The organism is Nitrospinota bacterium, assembly GCA_035528715.1.
In the GTDB taxonomy this organism is placed as follows: Bacteria; JADFOP01; JADFOP01; order DATKYB01; family DATKYB01; genus DATKYB01.
Map to the genome: position 1 here is coordinate 1 of DATKYB010000018.1, position 16,686 is coordinate 16,686.

Below are 16,686 nucleotides of genomic sequence, written 5' to 3' on the forward strand. Positions count from 1 at the left end.
TCCGAGATTAAGAGCATCTTCAGTGGATTTCACTAAATTAGAGGAACAAAGGGGAGACAGAGAACCTCGACCTTTCTCTTTTTTTACCAAAGAGATACCTCTTCCTCAGATATCATGTTATCTTACTTACACAAACCAAAAGACCCATCAGCTGGTTTTAGACAATTTAGACAGGTCTCCTCTTTATAGTGGGGTGATAAAGGGAGTTGGAGCCAGATATTGTCCTTCTCTAGAAGATAAGGTGGTGCGTTTCTCGGATAAAGATAGACATCAAATAGTCTTAGAACCTGAAGGACTAGATACAAAAGAGGTTTATGCCAAGGGACTTGGCAACAGTCTTCCTTTGGATATTCAGGTAAAATTGGTTCAGAGTATACCGGGGCTGGAAAATGCGGAGATCATGAGGCCGGCTTATGCCATTGAATATGATTTTGTGAATCCAACCCAGCTAAACGCAAATCTAGAAACCAAGATAATCAAAGGACTCTTCTTAGCAGGACAGATAAATGGAACATCAGGATATGAGGAGGCAGCAGCTCAAGGATTATGGGCTGGAATTAATGCTGCTCTCATGGTGAAAAAGAGATCAGTTTTTATATTAGATAGATCAGAAGCATATATTGGCGTTTTAATAGATGACCTGATTACAAAGGGTACCAACGAGCCGTATAGGATGTTTACCTCTAGGGCGGAGTATCGACTTCTGTTAAGGGAAGATAATGCTGGTCTGAGGTTAACGGAAAAAGGCTACGATTTAGGTTTGATATCAACAGAAGATCATAAAAAGTTTTTAAAGAAGCAAAAAAACATTGCTAGTGAATTGAAAAGACTTAATTGTACGCGAATCCAACCCAGCAAAAAAATCAATTCTATACTATTAAAAGCTGGAACCAGTAAAATAGAAGAGCCTGTCACTTTAGCCCAACTTTTAAAAAGACCTGAGATTAAATATAGTGATCTTTTAAAAATGGAAGAAAGAAAAGATGAGATTGACCCAGAAGTGGCAAGACAGGTGGAGATACAGATAAAATATAAAGGGTATATTAATAGGCAACTTGCAGATGTAAAAAATTTTAAAAAGCTAGAAGAAAAAAAGATCCCTCCTAAAATTGATTATGATAGCATCTCAGGACTTTCAACAGAAGTGAGACAGAAGCTAAAGGAGATAAAGCCTCTTTCCTTGGGTCAGGCATCAAGAATATCTGGGGTTACACCTGCGGCCCTTTCTGTTTTGCTGATATATCTTCAGAAGAAAAAGATGAAGAGTAAACGAAATTAAATCTTTGGATTGTTTTTCGAACTTATGAATGATGAAGTATTTATGATATGCTTTTCTATTTTTTAAGATATTTAATTGGGGATTAAACGTCAGCGCATCACATCAAGTATCTTATATTTCTTTTCCTTTAATGTCTTGATAATTCCATCCAGATTATCTGTTTCAATGCGAAAATAATATGCCCTTTTGTTTTTATTCTTTTCTGATGACATCCCAATACTTATTATTTCCCCTTTATTATCTTCTATAATCTTTGAGACCTCTTCAAAGCCCTTTGGCTTTTTACCGAATATGACATCTATACGTTTGCTGGAGCCAATAATGCCCATTATCTCAATAAAAATCTCTAAGATATCCATATGGGTTATTATCCCTACAAGGTTACCATCTTTTACTACTGGTAATGCGCCAAATTTATAGCGATGGATCAATCTTGCTGCATCTTCAATATCAGTGTCAGGTGTGATCGTGACAGGATCTTTTGTCATAATCTCTTCAATACGGACCTCTTTTGAAAAATAATAAAATTCCCTTTCTTTTTCTGAAGATTTCCAAGGAATAAGGGACTGCCGAAGATCCCTGTCAGTAACAATCCCTATCAATTTTTTTCCTTCTACGACAGGCAAGTGGCGGATGGAGTGCTTTCTCATTACCTTATAAGCTGATTCAATATCTATATCTTTGGTTACTGTGATGAGATTCTTAGTGGTCATTCTTTCTTTAACTAACATATAAATCACCTCATTGAAGATTTTAAATGATAGAGTTTATAAAATATCATAGAAAATATGAATTTTCAATTATTATTTACATTGCCAAGGAGAATAAGAGCTGTGTTCCTAGAGGAATGATTAGAAGTCTTTAAGGGAGAGGTTATTTATCTTGATATTTCTATATTCCTTTGATGAATAGAGCTTATCATTGATATATTCTTCTTTTTTTATAACAATAAATTTACCATCATCTACCCAGTATTTTACCTTGGAGAAATTCTTTTTAGCGAGATTAAAAAGAGATGTATATACTTTAGCATTAATATCTATTGGAATGCCATGCGATTTTAAATTCTGTTTGATCATAAAAGGCTCTCTGTCTTTCTTAAAAGAAAACTCTAATACATAACAATCTCTTCCATCTACCTTTTCTTTTTCTGCAAGCCCCAAGGTTCCATTTTCATGTTGCAGATGCATCATTAAGAGGTCTACAGTCCAGTTCATTGTTAAAAAGCTCCCGCTTTCGTCATAGATAGACCTGGTTATGGAGAAAGCGGAGGAGCCCCTTGGAAGGAACATGAATTTCTTGGGGTCTTTGTCGGGTCTATATTCCAGTATACTTTTGTGCAGTATTGCAGGGAGATAGTCAGATTCGAGCAGAACCATCTTAACAATAAAAGGCTTGAGGAATTTATATCCGTATACCCCTTTTTTAAATTTTGAGGAAGTGAATGAGTTTTTTTCGCTACTGCTTAACCCATTAAAATCATTTAAAAAGCCGTTATGAGATTCATTTCCATATCGATCAATAAGAGAATCATAATTATCTTTTGCCCTATCCATCTTCTCTTTATTAAACCAAGTATATTCACCCTGATAGTTTGTATAGCTATAACTCTCTATTTCCTTATAGGCATTGATGGTGTTTTTATATATCTTTTCAGCGGTTAAAACAGGAGAGGCTGAGACTTTTTGATACTTTGGGAAAGCAAGTGCACTGCCCTGTAGGGAAAAAATATATATGAGAAAAAAGCTAATAATTGTCTTCATTATTAAAAATTATAGCAGGAAACCATTAAAAATTCAAATTTTTCTTGATTTATCTCTCTTCGTCAGGTTGAAGATTCAAGAGATAGAAGCTTCTCTTATGAGGAGAGGTTATAAAATCGACAATCGAATATTTATTTTTGTTAATATAGGTATCAAATATCTCTTTTGTGTCGCTTCGCCATTTTGAAAGGATATCTGTATCCTTGAGAATCATGTCTAATCTCTCGGGTATCTCTATCAAGATATCTTGATCCCTCATATTGAGGTTATAGTCGATTATGAGAGGCATGCCCTCTTTGCTGAGCGTTACATTGTTTACGATTTTTTCTCTATCAATCTCTGATGTCATTTCTCTCTCAAGAGAAAAATTTCGGTTAATTCTTGATAATACTCTCTTTGAATCGAGATACCATTCAGCATAGAACCTGTCATTTGAAATACTTCTGTGAGAATTATCATCAAGCCTGTCATAGAGACGGGGGTTATACTTTTTTACAATAGCCCCTAATTTTCTAATATAAAAATATCCAAGTTTAGCTTGTAACGGATCAAAGGTCCATTCGATTCTATCCATACCTCTTTTCTTTGCATAATCTCTCTGAGCCATCCTGAGCAAGAGACCTATGTTTTTTCCTCTATATTCTTTTAACACAATCAACAGCTGTGAACGGAGATATAATCCCTTTTTGTCTTTTGCCAAAAGAGTAAATGAAAAACCCACAAGTTTATCTTTTAAATAGGCTCCAATTATGTGGCCCCCTGTCTGGGATATGGTAAGTAAGATTTTAGCACTGTAGGGTTCAGGGTATCTCCAAACCCTTCTATGGAGGCTTTCTGTCTCGAGCATCTCCTTATAAGTGGTAAGGGTTCTGATTTCTATATCTTTTCTTTGCATTTTTATTCTTTTCTAACCCTTATAATAGGAAGAGCGCCCCCACCTATAGTATTAATAATGGATGAAGAAGAAAATCTCAGAATTCCTCCATGGCAGAGTCCACCAAGGGAAAAGAGGCCCAAATTGATATTCTTTTTTGCAAAAGAGGGTGAGGAAGAAGACGAAGGAAAAATTTCATGAGGGAGTTTTATCTTTTCCTGAACCACATATCTTGATCTTAAACCTTTTTGAATGGTATTTTCCCATTGGGACTGGTGTGTTTCGCTTCCGATGAGCACCCCCTCAGCACCAAAAAGATAGCAGGGTTTCAAAACAAATCTTTCTTTATTTTTAGTGATATAATTAAGTAAGTCAAATTTTCTTCCTTTATATTCTGTTTTACAATCTTTCAATTTTCTGGTCCAGGGGATAACCTCATTTATTATCTTTTTTTCTTTATCGGTAAAGAGAAAATCAAATTTTTCGTCAGTGAATATAGAGAGGACTCCTTTAAAACTGGATAGAAAGGAATTGAGGGGATTAGCAAAGCATGCCTTTTTATCTTTATAGGCTTTGATCAATCCCTTTAATTCTTCAGAATTTTTTATTATTTGAGAGGCGGGGACTTTTCTATAAACAATATCGATTTTATGATCTCCAAAGACCAATCTATTTTTTCTATATTCTAAATCCCTTGGATTAGCTATGATGGTCGTATAACCCTTTTTTTCAAAATGGTCCTTTATAAAATAAAATTCAGGTCTAGTTTTTATATTATCCCATCCAATAATAGCGATTGTTGGCCTTTTTTTGGTCCCAAATTGGAGATAGCACTCTAAGAGACTTTTTAAAAGGTGTTCTCGTGTGTCAAAAGAATAAAGTTGATAATGATATTTTTTTTTGATTAGCTCAAAAATAGGAAGCTCCAGATATATCTTGGTCATTACATCAGTGTATCCTATTCCTCCAGGACTATCCCCATTGAATTCAAGAAATTTGATCTCCCCGTTTTTATGATAAAACGCATCTAAGCGGCAGATTATTATTGATCTGGCATAGCCGTTACTAAAACTTATGAAATCTTTTTCTTCTGGTGCTATGGGAAGGAGCTCTGTGATCTTTCCGGACTCCAAAAAAAAGTTCATCAATTTTTCAGCACAACGAAGAAGGAGGTTTACAATATCTTTAAGACGATCCATGTCTTTGGATGAGATAAAATAAGGCCTCAGTAATGAAGAGAGGATCATGTCGCCAAATTTGACATTGCTCTTCTTCATATTCTCATTGAATTGATCAGAACATTCCTTTGCCAGCATAGGGTCTTTTTTAAGAAGATTATTGTAAACCTTTATCAGTTTCTCCACTCTAAAGACCCCTTTTTTTATAAATTATTGCTTTTCTATTGGAAAATAGATTACTATTAGTAATTCAACATGGTTTTACTGTGTCCCAGACCATTTTTTCTCCTGTTCTAAGATTTCTTAAAACAGATTCATGGTCTTTAGCCACCGTAACAACCCTTCCTAGATATCCCCTGTCAACAATTGTACCTGCACCTACATGTTCCATAACAGAAATTCTTTTTTTTCTCTCCTTAGGTAAATAATCGAGATTTTTAAACAAATCCTCTTCTTGCGGAAGACTTTTTATATCCTTTACCACTATTTTATTTTGAAGGGTTTTAACATAAGATATTCCCCACGAAATACCCTTGGTTTTTTGAGATATTTTTTCTACATCAATTCCAAAAGTGCCTTGTGTTACAGCTCTAAACTCAAGTTCTGGTATTGTAGGAAAGGACGGTAAAAGGCTTTTTATATAGAGGGAATTTTCTAAAGTTGAGGCTACCTTTCTTGCATTAATTTCCACGAAATAGATTTGGTTAGTTGGGGTGACGATAAAGTCGCAGCCAAAAATACCTTTATAGCCATCTGCTCCCATTATTGAACCTATTTGAAGCGTATATTCTTTTAGCCTGTTAATAACCTCTTTATCTAAAAGGGATGGGAAGACAGAACCTTTATATTTTGGTCCATCCATTATCTGATCGACTACAGAGGCTATAAAGACCTCCTCTTTATTAGCAATAACCCCCAAAACTGCTGGAGATTTTGAATTTGGAATAAGCTCTGATATCAAAAAGGGACCCGGGGTATTAGAAAATTTATTTAATATATCACTTTCAGATTGTGCAAAGAGACTGTTACTGCCACCCATTCCGTATTCTCCGGCAATATAAGCCCCCTCTTTCCAATATCTCTTTTTCTCACGGAAAATATATGAGAGTTCATCTATATTTTTAGCTATCTCAGAATCCAGAACAGGCAAACCATGGTTTTTTGCCAGTTTATATTGGTTTGTTTTGCTATTGTATTTTTTTACTAATTCCTTTTTAGGACCGATAATGAAGATATCTTTATTATTATCAAGGGTAAATTCTTCTTCGTTTTGGTACATATTGACATAGATAATTTTTTGGTTTTTTAAGATGTTGGAAAAGAGCTCTTGGATGAACCTGCTGTTTGAGACCAATTTACAAAAATTGCTTTCTTTTATTGGGTATTTGTGAATATGTCCATTATTAGAGGATAGTTCTTTTGACCTATCGTTTAATATAATGACATTATCCATCGGATAATATTTGTGAAAATCAGGCATAATAGCAATGATCTCAACATTTCTTTTATAGAAATCGACCAGAGGTTTTATGAGGAATTTATTAAGGCCCCATGTTTTAATTTTTCCTATATATATAAGATAAGCAGAGTTACAATTTAAATTCAGGTTTTTATATACTATATTTTCCATGATCTTCGTTTTTTTGGAGGGCTTTATTTTATATGGTGGCAAGACACAAATCTACCGTCTTCAACAGACACAAGCTCAGGCTTGCCTTCCCCGCATTTTTCTTTAGAAGCTATAGGGCATCTTGTATAAAATTTGCAAGTAACACATCCCGTTGAATGCTCTATTGGTGCCATCTTCGCTCCTTCTAAACGCTTCCTTTTAATCTTTGGATCTGCTACTGGAACAGCAGAGAGAAGCATCTTCGTATAAGGATGTTTTGGATCTTGGATGATCCTTTCTGTTGGACCGATCTCAACGATCTCGCCCTGAAAGAGAACACCTAATCTGTCACAAATATAACGGGCAGAAGCAAGGTCATGAGAAATAAATAAATAGGTGAGGTTGAAATCTTTTTTTAATTTTAACATTAGGTTCATAAAACTTGCTCTGACAGAAGCATCTAACATGGAGATGGGTTCATCAGCTACAATGAATTTAGGGTCAAGCACCAATGCCCTGGCAATGGAGATTCTTTGTCTTTGACCTCCACTCAGTTCATGAGGATAACGGTAGAGGAAACCCTCAGCTGGTTTGAGTTCAACCTTTTCAAGGACTTCTTGAATCTTTCTTTCTCTATAGTCCCGACTTCCAATGTGTTGGGCTTTCAGAGGTTCTGCCAGTTCTTCATAAACAGTATGGACATTTAGCGGTTCTATCAGTGTATCAAAGACCGTTCTTCTTGGATTTAAAGATTCATAGGGATCCTGAAATATCATTTGTGCCTTTTTCCTGAAGGCCTTTAGGTCTCTCCCTTTAAGGGAATTTATCTCTGTTCCCTCAAAGAAAACTTGACCGGATGTGGCTTTCTCCAGTCTTACAAGAATCTTTCCGCAGGTACTCTTGCCACTTCCACTTTCTCCTACTAATCCGAAAACTTCTCCCTCGTTAATGTCAAAACTGATGTTGTGGAGGGCAGGGAGCCACTCTTTTGCTTTTCTAAAGAGATTCTTTTTCAGAGGATATAACTTAGAGAGATTATTTATTTTAATTAAAGTTTCAGCCATATCTCACCCCTAAACCAGATGGCAGGCCACATAGTGCCTGTCATCAATGAGACGCAATTCAGGTTCTTTTTCTATGCATACCTTTTCCTTCAAAGGGTTTCTCGGATGAAATCTACAGCCAGAAGGAGGATCAATAAGATCAGGTGGTTCTCCAGGTATAGGATTCAATTTTTTTATCTCTCCCTTTATAGAGGGATATGAACCCAATAAGCCCTTGGTGTAAGGATGAAGCGGATTTGAAACCAGGTCCGATGTTGGGGCATATTCTACTAAGGTACCAGCATATAATACACCAAGCATGTTACAAGTTTCAATAATGACAGATATGTCATGAGAGATATAGATCATGGTCATTTCCAGTTTTTCTTGGAGCTTTATAATCTCACTGATGATTTGATCCTGAACTAATACATCCAGAGCCGTTGTTGGCTCATCAGCAATAATAAGGTCTGGATTGCATGCAAGCGCCATAGCAATAATAGCCCTCTGCCTCATTCCTCCGCTATATTCATGGGGATAATCTCTTGCTCGTATAGGATCAATCCCCACAAGCCTATACAGTTCTTCAACCCTCTTTCTGGCATCTACTTTATTTATATCACTATGAGTCATGATTGCCTCAATAATCTGGTCTTCTATTCTAAAGACAGGGTTTAAGGCATTCATTGCAGCTTGGAATATCATGGATATCCTTTTCCATCTTATCTTTCGCATTTCTTCATCTGTTTTGGTTAATAAATCTTCACCATCAAAGATAATCTGCCCATTTGTTATCTCCGCATTTTGAGGAAGAAGTCCCATGATTGCCATTCCTATGGTGGTTTTTCCACATCCAGATTCTCCCACAAACCCAATAGACTCACCTTTTTCTACATCAAAAGAAACATTTTTTACAGCCTGAACATTTCCTTCTGATATTTTATATTGTATGCTTAGATTCTTTATTTCTAAAATCTTCATATTTAACTATCTTTCCCTGAGCCTGGGATTAACAATTTCGTCCATAGCCCTGCCTATAAGATAGAAGGATAGGGTTATGAGAGATATACTGATTCCAGGAGGAAGAAGCCAATAAGGTGCCCTGAACATATTTCCTGTCTTCCAGCACCATTGCAACATCATTCCCCAACTTACTGTACTGGTATCACCAAAGCCGAGAAAAGAAAGGGCTGCTTCTACCAGTATAGCCGAGGTTACCCTGAAGGTCATATAGAGTAAAGAGAGGGGAATAATATTTGGTACAATGTGTCTATGGATGATTCCAAATGGGTGTGATCCAGCAAGCCTTGCAGCATCGACATAGGGCCTCTCCTTTAAGGTTAAGACCTGAGACCTGATGACTCTAGCAGTACCTGCCCATCCAAGAAGGGCTATAACTACCACGATATTCCATATGCTTAATTTTCCGATTACTGCTGAAAGGATGATAATAACGAGGAGATCAGGGAGAACCAAAATGATATCTGCGAATCTCATAAGTAAAAAGTCGACGGTCTTACCAAAGTAACCAGCCAAAAGACCAAAAGTTGTTCCTATAGCAACGGTCATGAGAGCAGCAGATATCCCGATCATAAAGGCTATCCTTGCTCCCACAAGTAGCTGACTAAATATATCTCTTCCCATGAAATCTGTTCCCAGCCAATGGGTTGATGAAGGTCCTTCCGTGCCCAGTATCATGGGATCTACACCAATCATTGGTTGATACATGGGATTGATAAGAGGTGGCAAAAAAGATGCGAGGGCCATAAGACCAAAGAGCATTAATAATGCAACTCCCAACAGCCCCATCTTGTTTTTCTTAAAGATGAGCCAGTTTGAATAGAGTCTCTTTAAAAAGAAGAATCTTTTTCTTGTGAAAAAATTAAGATATTCTGATCTTTCTAATTTTCTATTTTTATTCAGTTCTTCTCTATTCATATATTTTATGTCTCCTAATACTTTATCCTTGGGTCAAGATAAGCATATAGGACGTCAGCAACCAAATTTGCTACCAGTACTAATGTTGATATGAGTAAAAAACTGGCTTGAGCCAGTGGATAATCATTATTGCTTACAGCAAATACCAATTCCCTCCCCAGGCCTGGCCAGGAAAATACCGTTTCAGTTATAGCGCTTCCATTAATTGAAAAGGCTATGCTCAAGCTTACTGAGGTGACTACAGGGAGCATAGCATTTCTTGCTGCATGTTTGTTTCTGATGATCTTTTCCTTAAGCCCTTTTGCTTTGGCAGTGATAATGTAGTCTTCCCGAAGGGTATCCAGCATACTGCTTTTCATAACCAGCATTGATCTTGAAAAATCAATTGTAAAGAGGACAAATAAGGGGAGTATCATGTGATGAATGACATCTAAAATTTTATAAAAGAAGCTGATAGTGGGATCCAGCCATATCTCAGGGGTAAGCATGCCATTTATGGGAAACCAATGGAACTTGAATCCAAAGATCCATATGGCTAAAAGAGCAAACCACGGGAGAAAAATGGTATGAAGCAGGAGACCTACAAAGGTTATGGTTGCTTCAATCTTTGTTCCTCTTTTCCATGCAATGAATTTTCCCAATGAAATACCAGCAAGGGCAGCTAAAATCGTAGCCGTGGTAAAGAGAAGGATGGTGTTCAATAATTTTTCTTTAATGATATCCAAAACCGGTTCAGCATAATGAAAGGAATTCCCAAATTCTCCTTTTAAGACATTCTTAAGATATTTAAGATACTGAAGCCATAAGGGGTCATTCAGTCCAAAGGCTTCCCTGAGGCTCTCTATATCTTCAGGAGTCATCGTTGGATCTATGATCATAGAGGTAGGGTCACCCGGTGCCAAACGAAAAAGGACAAAGAGAAGAGTGATAATAATAAATAAAGTTACGATGATTTCTACCGTTCTTCTTAAGATATATTTTTGCATGTTTAGTAATTGCTTGTGTTCACAAAGACATTAGCTCAATAAATAATATTTAGTAAAATAATCATTTCAAATATTTTTTATGAACAGAGTAATTTTAATCCGTTTTTGTCCTATTTTAAGGGTTTTATAAAAAGAAATGACCAGTAATTTCCGATACCATTTAGCTGATTCACCCATCCTGAAAAACGGTTTTTTCTATATCCCTCAATCACAGAAGCATTAAACAGGGGAATCCAAGGAATATCCTCCATGAGAATGGATTGCATTTCAAATATTATTTTTCTCCTTTTTTCTCTTTCTAATTCTTTGGCTGATTCATTGGCTAATTTGTCAAAAGAAGGGTTATTATAAGCACTTGTGTTTCTTCCCCTTCTTGTTATTTGGGATGAGTGGAAAAAATTTTGTATGTAATCGGGATCTATCCCTAATCGATAACCAAGGATAAATGTATCAAAGTCCTGTTTGAGTTTTACTTTATCGATGATAAACGATATCGATGCTGGTTTTGCAAAGGCGTTTATGCCGATATCCTTCAACCATTCCTGGATGACTATTCCAGACATCGCCCTTAGAGGGTCATAATCTGCAGGAGGGGTGAGGATATCAATATCAGGGACTTTTTTGCCATTTGGCATCTTTAAACCCTCTCCCCTTGTAAAACTATTGTTTTTTAATTCTACCTCTTTTTCCCATGTATAACCTGATCTTTTTAAGATTTCTATGGCCCTTTTAACCCTTTCTATTTTTGTCATTCCTTTTCCATAACGAGGGACATCAGGATTGTGCCAAAATTCATTTCCAGGTGGGACAATACTGTCTAACCGAGAGCCGTGACCATGAAGGATTCTCTTAACCATGAAATCTTTATTAATCAGATAAGCAACCGCATGCCTGAAATTTTTGTCATTAAAAGGTGGTTTTCGTAAATTAAAGGCAAAATAGCGCAGGCCATTCTCCTTATTTTCTGTAAGAGCGATTTGAGGGTCTTTTCTTAAATCATCAATATACCCAGGCTGTATACTCCACCATATATAATCCACATCCCCTTTTTTGAGAGCAAGGATAGCAGCATCTGTGGTTCCATAAATTTTAAAAAGAATACCGTCTATATAGGGACCTACTTTTTTACCGTTGAGTTCTCTATTCGCTGCAAAATAATCAGGATTCCTCTCCAGTTTTATAGAGCTTCCCCTTCTCCATGATACAAATTTGAAGGCACCATTGCCAAGAGGAGAGGGATTCTTGTAGTTCAAGAGAGTTCGCAATGGTTTTTCTGATTTTTTTGCCTTTTCAACAATGGGTTGCCATTTTGATTTTTGCACGATAAAGGAGAGAAGTGTATGGGTATAGAATATAGCCATGGGTTGAGAGAGGGTATATTTTATCGTATAGTCATCAATGGCCTCAATCTTTTTGACAAATTTCCATCTGGCTCTATACCTTGGTACTTTAAAATCTTTTATGACATTTGCAGTAAAAACCACATCGTGAGCTGTTACAGGGGTTCCATCATGCCATTTTGCCTTCCTCATCTTAACAATTGCTGTATTGTTTTCTTTGTTGTATTCGGAAGGTCCTTCTGCTACCCAGGGGATGATTTCAAAGGTTTTTGGAGCTACGGTATAAAGGTCCTCGTAGATTCTTTCAATAACATTTTTTGACCACATATCACTTGCTGTAAAGGGATTAAGGGTCTTCGGCTCATTCTGCATACCGATCTTTAAAATATTTTCAGAAGCATCGCTCACTTGACACAGAATGAAGATAGAGATTAATAAAAAAAGGATGATTTTTTTCATTTTTCTACCTTCTCCTCTATAAAACTAATAACATCTCTTTCTAGGTTTACATTATAGAGTTTGTTAATCCTGGGTATACCCCCTGGACTGATACAATTGATCTCTATAATCTTATCACCAATAACATCAATGCCAACAAAATACAGCCCATCAACCACAAGTTTCTTTTTGAGTTTATTGCAGAGATCCATATCTTTTTTTGTTATATTGCATTTAGAAAAACCAGCAGTAGCATGGATATTGGCTCGAACCTCTCCTTTTCTTGGGATTCTTCTCATTGCGCCTAAAATTTCCCCATTCAAAAGAAGGATCCTCTTATCACCTTTTTTTGCAATACTGAGATACTCTTGAACAATAACAGACTTTCTTTCACTATAGGGTTTATATTGGTCAACATAAAAATTGAGTAATGAATTGAGATTTTCAGGATCCTTTTTACTGATCTTTATCACTCCGAATCCCCCGTATGAGTCAAGAGGTTTCATTATCATATCTCCTCCAAATTCATCTATGATCTTCCTAAGCCTCTGGGGGTCTTTTGAGACATGAGTTTCTGGTATGATATCGGGAAAACTTAGCATATAGAGTTTGTTATTTGCTCTTACCTGTCCATCAACATCATTGATAACAAGTACATCGTCCTTGACAAGCCTGAGATAGCTTACCATCCTGAAATCCAATGGAGGATCTTTTCTCGTAAATATCACATCAAGGTCTTTAACATCTTCAAATATTCTCTCTTCTTTTTGGGCCTCTAATTTTATCCTCTCCCAGTATGATGATAGAGGCATATCTTTGGTGGTTGTTATATATTTCATTCTTGCCATTACCTTATTTTCTTTGATATAAAAATCGTGAGGCTCAAAAAAGAATATATCATGTCCCCTCTGGTTGCATTCATACATAAAGGCACTTGTGGTTTCCCATGTAGGGTCGATTTTTTCTAAGGGATCCATCACATATGCTATCTTCATTTTTAGAGCAGAACTAATTTAAAAAGAATTTTCACAATTTATGACGCAAAAATATATATAATATAAATACTTATGAGTCAAGTAAAAGAGATAGTTTGAAAATCTTTAAATTCAGAACAAAAAATCAAAGATATTAATTTTCGCTCTTTTAATTATATGGTAATAGAGATTTTACCAGTAGTAATGACCATATGTTCCCAATACCATTTAACTGCTGAAACCATCCAGAAAATCTATCCAATCGATATACTTCAATCATAAATGAACTGTAAAGAGGAATATAGGGTACTTCCTCGATAATTATCTGTTCCATTTTTTTTATGAGTTCTTTTCTCTCTTTGAAATCTGTTTTTATAGCCGATGCATCTGCAAGCCTATCAAAATCAAGATTTTTATATCTTGAAAAATTTTTTCCATATTTGACGGCTTCTCTGGAGTGAAAAAAGATCCTTAAATAGTCTGGGTCAATTCCTAAGTTCCATCCTAGTATAACAACATCAAAATTGCGTTCGTCTTTAACTCTTTTCATGAGGCTTCTAAAAGGTTCTGACTTGATCTCAACAGGTATTCCTATTCCCTTCCACCACTCTTGAATGAATCTTGCAGAAATGGCTCTTGCAGGATCATACTCAAAAGAAGGGAAAAGTATTACAAAGGGTGGCACAGGTTCGCCATTCGGCATGAGTAAGCCTTTACCATAAGAGACGAGGCTTTTTTCAATTGATGGTTTTTCTCTCCATTTGTACCCAGCAGATTCCAGGAGATCCATTGCCTTTTGGATTCTTTCTTTTCTTGACAAATCTTTTCCATATTTTCTAGTCTCTGAATTGTGCCAAATGGTATTTCCTGGTGGGATAATGCTATCCAGACTTACACCATAATTATTCAATACATTAGTAACCAAGATATCCTTATCAATTAAATAGGCAAGAGCCTGTCGAAAATGTTTATCATTAAAAGGTTCTTTTCTCAAATTAAAGGCAAGATATTGAATAGCATTCATTGGACTTGTTGTTAGATATATTTTCAAATTATTTCTTATCTGACTAAGATATCTGGGTTCTATGCTTCCCCATATATAGTCAATTTCTCCACTTTTAAGGGCATCTATCATCTGATTTATATCTCTATAAATAAGAAAAACAATTTCGTTTATATAAGGACCAATTTTATATCCAAGAATTTTTGTTCCCTGTCCGAAAAAGAATTCGTTTTTTATCAGTTTAATATATTTCCCTGATTCCCATTTAGAAAACCTGAAGGGACCACTTGAAATGATTTTTTTGGGTTGATATCCTAAAAGAGTCTTAATAGGGTTTTTTGATGTCCTTGCTTTGAGCACAATGGGTGTCCACTGTTTCTTTTGAATAATTGGGGTTAGCATGGTTTGAGAAAAGAAGATCGCCTTTTTTTCTGTCAGAGTAAATTTTATAGTGTTTTTATCCAGAGCCTTTAATCCTTTGATGAAATCCCAGTCAGAATAGAAGGATGGGATCTTGAATTCTTTTATTATATTTCCTGTAAAGACAATATCATCCGCCGTTAATGGGGTACCATCTTCCCATTGAGCCTTTTTAAGATGGATAATAACTTCATTAGTGTGATTAAAATGGGGTTTCTCAACAGCTAACCATGGAACAATATCAAGGGTTTTTGGACCCTTTATATAAAGAGATTGATAGAGCTGTTTTATGATATTCTTAGACCATCGGTCAGTAGCACTAAAGGGATTCAAAGTCTTGGGTTCTTCTATAAGACCGATTTTAAGGGATAGTGAGCTATTAAGCGTTCCTGGTGTGGTGGATAATGCTGGAGATTGAAAATTGATAAGGAAAAATAATAAGATTATTAAGTGGAATATTCTTTTCATGAATTCAAACAGCCTTTTTTGAAATGAGTTTATATACCAAGACAGGCTTGGATACATTTTTAAATCTCTGTTCACTCATCGGTTCTATTTCAAATTGATCCTTGATTCTTTGCGCGGTTTCTTCTCCTACAAGGAGTTTTCCTTTGTCAGCAAAAGCAGCAATTCTGGCTGCAAGGTTCGTTACTGAGCCTGTGGCCGTGTATGTCCATCTTGTACCTGACACACCTTCAAATTTTGTTGAGCCAACAGATGCTATCCCTGAATTGATTCCCATATTTACCTCAAGTGGTTCTATTTCATCCTTTATATCTTCATTGATTTTAATAGCTTTATTTCTTATAGCGAGGGCTGTTTTTGCTGCTGCTGTAGCATTTTTAACAGGATCCTTCTCTTGAAAGATAATCATCAAACCATCCCCAGCAGTTTCATTTATATCTCCATTGTTTTTGTTGATATCATCCAGAAAAGCTGAAAAATATTTTTCTACAATAAAGTTTACCTTTTTTGCATCCATGGCCTCACTGATCTTTGTGTATCCACCTATGTCCAAAAAGAGTACGGATACATCCCTATCACTTTTCATTAATTCCTCACCATCAATATCCTTTTCTATGATTCTTTTTACTGTTTCTGGGACAAATTTACTTAAATTGACCTTCGCCCTCTCTAGGAGAGAGACCTTATCCAAGGTTATTTGTAATCTGGTCAAAGTATCATTCAATTCAATATTTTTTTCTTGCAAATCTTTACGGGCTGATTTTAATTTATCTGTCATCTCATTAAAAGATATTCCCAATCTTCCTATCTCATCTTGAGATTTAATGTCTATTTTTGTATCCAAGTCACCCTTACCAATGCTCTCTGAGGCTTGGCCGAGGCTTTGTATGGGTTTAATGATGATATATTTCATAAGGATTTTAAGGGCAATCGATACCAGAACAATGACTGCTAAAGAGATTATGATGGCATTTGTTCTGTTTTTCTTGACCTGAAGAAAGGCATCATCCATGCGGGATGAGATTCTTATTACTCCTCTTATTCTCTGAGTTCCACCGTGGCACACCTGACACCCCTTCGTGTTGATAAGGGGTTCTAAATGTGTTAAAAGAATTTTGCCATTTTGCTTTTCGAAATATTCAACCATACTTTCTGTTTGAAGGGCTTTTTTAAAATACTCATTATCGATCATGCTTAAGCTTTTACCCTCGCTTTTTTCAATAGCCTCAATGACCTCTCTGCTTAGGGTCGTTAAGCTTTTTAACCTTGCTAAGGTCTCTATATCCTTGAATGCTTCTGTTCCATTTGTTCTTAGAATATCAAGATTATCAATGTCTTCAACGGTTTTTAGATCGTTCATAACCTGCCTGATAATA

General features: G+C 36.0%; 14 protein-coding genes. 1 reads left to right on the top strand and 13 read right to left on the bottom strand.

The features are described from left to right. Nucleotides 1-1,279: tRNA uridine-5-carboxymethylaminomethyl(34) synthesis enzyme MnmG (gene mnmG / locus VMW81_01170; GenBank protein HUU49551.1), on the top strand; the 1,279-nt coding region annotated here is incomplete at its 5' end. 89 nt (nucleotides 1,280-1,368) lie between these two features. Here the strand turns inward: mnmG and VMW81_01175 are convergent. The 13 genes from VMW81_01175 to VMW81_01235 form a co-directional block, all read right to left on the bottom strand. Further along, complete coding sequence (locus VMW81_01175; GenBank protein HUU49552.1) at nucleotides 1,369-2,010, bottom strand: CBS domain-containing protein; 642 nt, start codon at nucleotides 2,008-2,010, stop codon at nucleotides 1,369-1,371. Between the two features lie 120 nt (nucleotides 2,011-2,130). After that, complete coding sequence (locus VMW81_01180; protein ID HUU49553.1) at nucleotides 2,131-3,042, bottom strand: hypothetical protein; 912 nt, start codon at nucleotides 3,040-3,042, stop codon at nucleotides 2,131-2,133. Between the two features lie 49 nt (nucleotides 3,043-3,091). Then, the gene (locus VMW81_01185) at nucleotides 3,092-3,937 is read right to left on the bottom strand and encodes a GNAT family N-acetyltransferase (GenBank protein HUU49554.1); all 846 of its coding nucleotides are present in this window, start codon (nucleotides 3,935-3,937) and stop codon (nucleotides 3,092-3,094) included. A 2-nt stretch (nucleotides 3,938-3,939) separates the two neighbouring features. Then, nucleotides 3,940-5,280: a glutathionylspermidine synthase family protein gene (locus VMW81_01190; protein ID HUU49555.1), complete on the bottom strand. Its 1,341-nt coding sequence runs from the start codon at nucleotides 5,278-5,280 to the stop codon at nucleotides 3,940-3,942. Between the two features lie 64 nt (nucleotides 5,281-5,344). Next, nucleotides 5,345-6,724 carry an ATP-grasp domain-containing protein gene (locus VMW81_01195; protein ID HUU49556.1) on the bottom strand — a complete coding sequence of 460 codons (1,380 nt, stop codon included), beginning with the start codon at nucleotides 6,722-6,724 and terminating at the stop codon, nucleotides 5,345-5,347. 23 nt (nucleotides 6,725-6,747) lie between these two features. Continuing rightward, on the bottom strand, nucleotides 6,748-7,767 hold the full coding sequence (locus VMW81_01200; GenBank protein ID HUU49557.1) for an oligopeptide/dipeptide ABC transporter ATP-binding protein: 1,020 nt from the start codon (nucleotides 7,765-7,767) through the stop codon (nucleotides 6,748-6,750). Nucleotides 7,768-7,776: 9 nt separating this feature from the next. Beyond that, nucleotides 7,777-8,727, bottom strand: a complete 951-nt coding sequence (locus VMW81_01205; protein ID HUU49558.1) for an ABC transporter ATP-binding protein — start codon at nucleotides 8,725-8,727, stop codon at nucleotides 7,777-7,779. A gap of 6 nt (nucleotides 8,728-8,733) precedes the next feature. Then, complete coding sequence (locus VMW81_01210; GenBank protein HUU49559.1) at nucleotides 8,734-9,684, bottom strand: ABC transporter permease; 951 nt, start codon at nucleotides 9,682-9,684, stop codon at nucleotides 8,734-8,736. Nucleotides 9,685-9,698: 14 nt separating this feature from the next. Continuing rightward, a complete protein-coding gene (locus tag VMW81_01215) occupies nucleotides 9,699-10,670 on the bottom strand; it encodes an ABC transporter permease (GenBank protein HUU49560.1) in 972 nt (323 codons plus the stop codon). A gap of 110 nt (nucleotides 10,671-10,780) precedes the next feature. Beyond that, on the bottom strand, nucleotides 10,781-12,469 hold the full coding sequence (locus VMW81_01220; protein ID HUU49561.1) for an ABC transporter substrate-binding protein: 1,689 nt from the start codon (nucleotides 12,467-12,469) through the stop codon (nucleotides 10,781-10,783). Then, nucleotides 12,466-13,443 (bottom strand): glutathione synthase, encoded by a 978-nt coding sequence (gshB, locus tag VMW81_01225; GenBank protein HUU49562.1) that lies wholly within the window; start codon nucleotides 13,441-13,443, stop codon nucleotides 12,466-12,468. The genes VMW81_01220 and gshB overlap by 4 nt, the downstream gene beginning before the upstream one ends. 148 nt (nucleotides 13,444-13,591) lie before the next feature. Continuing rightward, entirely contained in the window at nucleotides 13,592-15,313 is a 1,722-nt protein-coding gene (locus VMW81_01230) for an ABC transporter substrate-binding protein (protein HUU49563.1), read from the bottom strand. Between the two features lie 4 nt (nucleotides 15,314-15,317). Beyond that, nucleotides 15,318-16,686, bottom strand: a 1,369-nt coding sequence (locus tag VMW81_01235) for an adenylate/guanylate cyclase domain-containing protein (GenBank protein HUU49564.1), incomplete at its 5' end; no start/stop codon positions are given.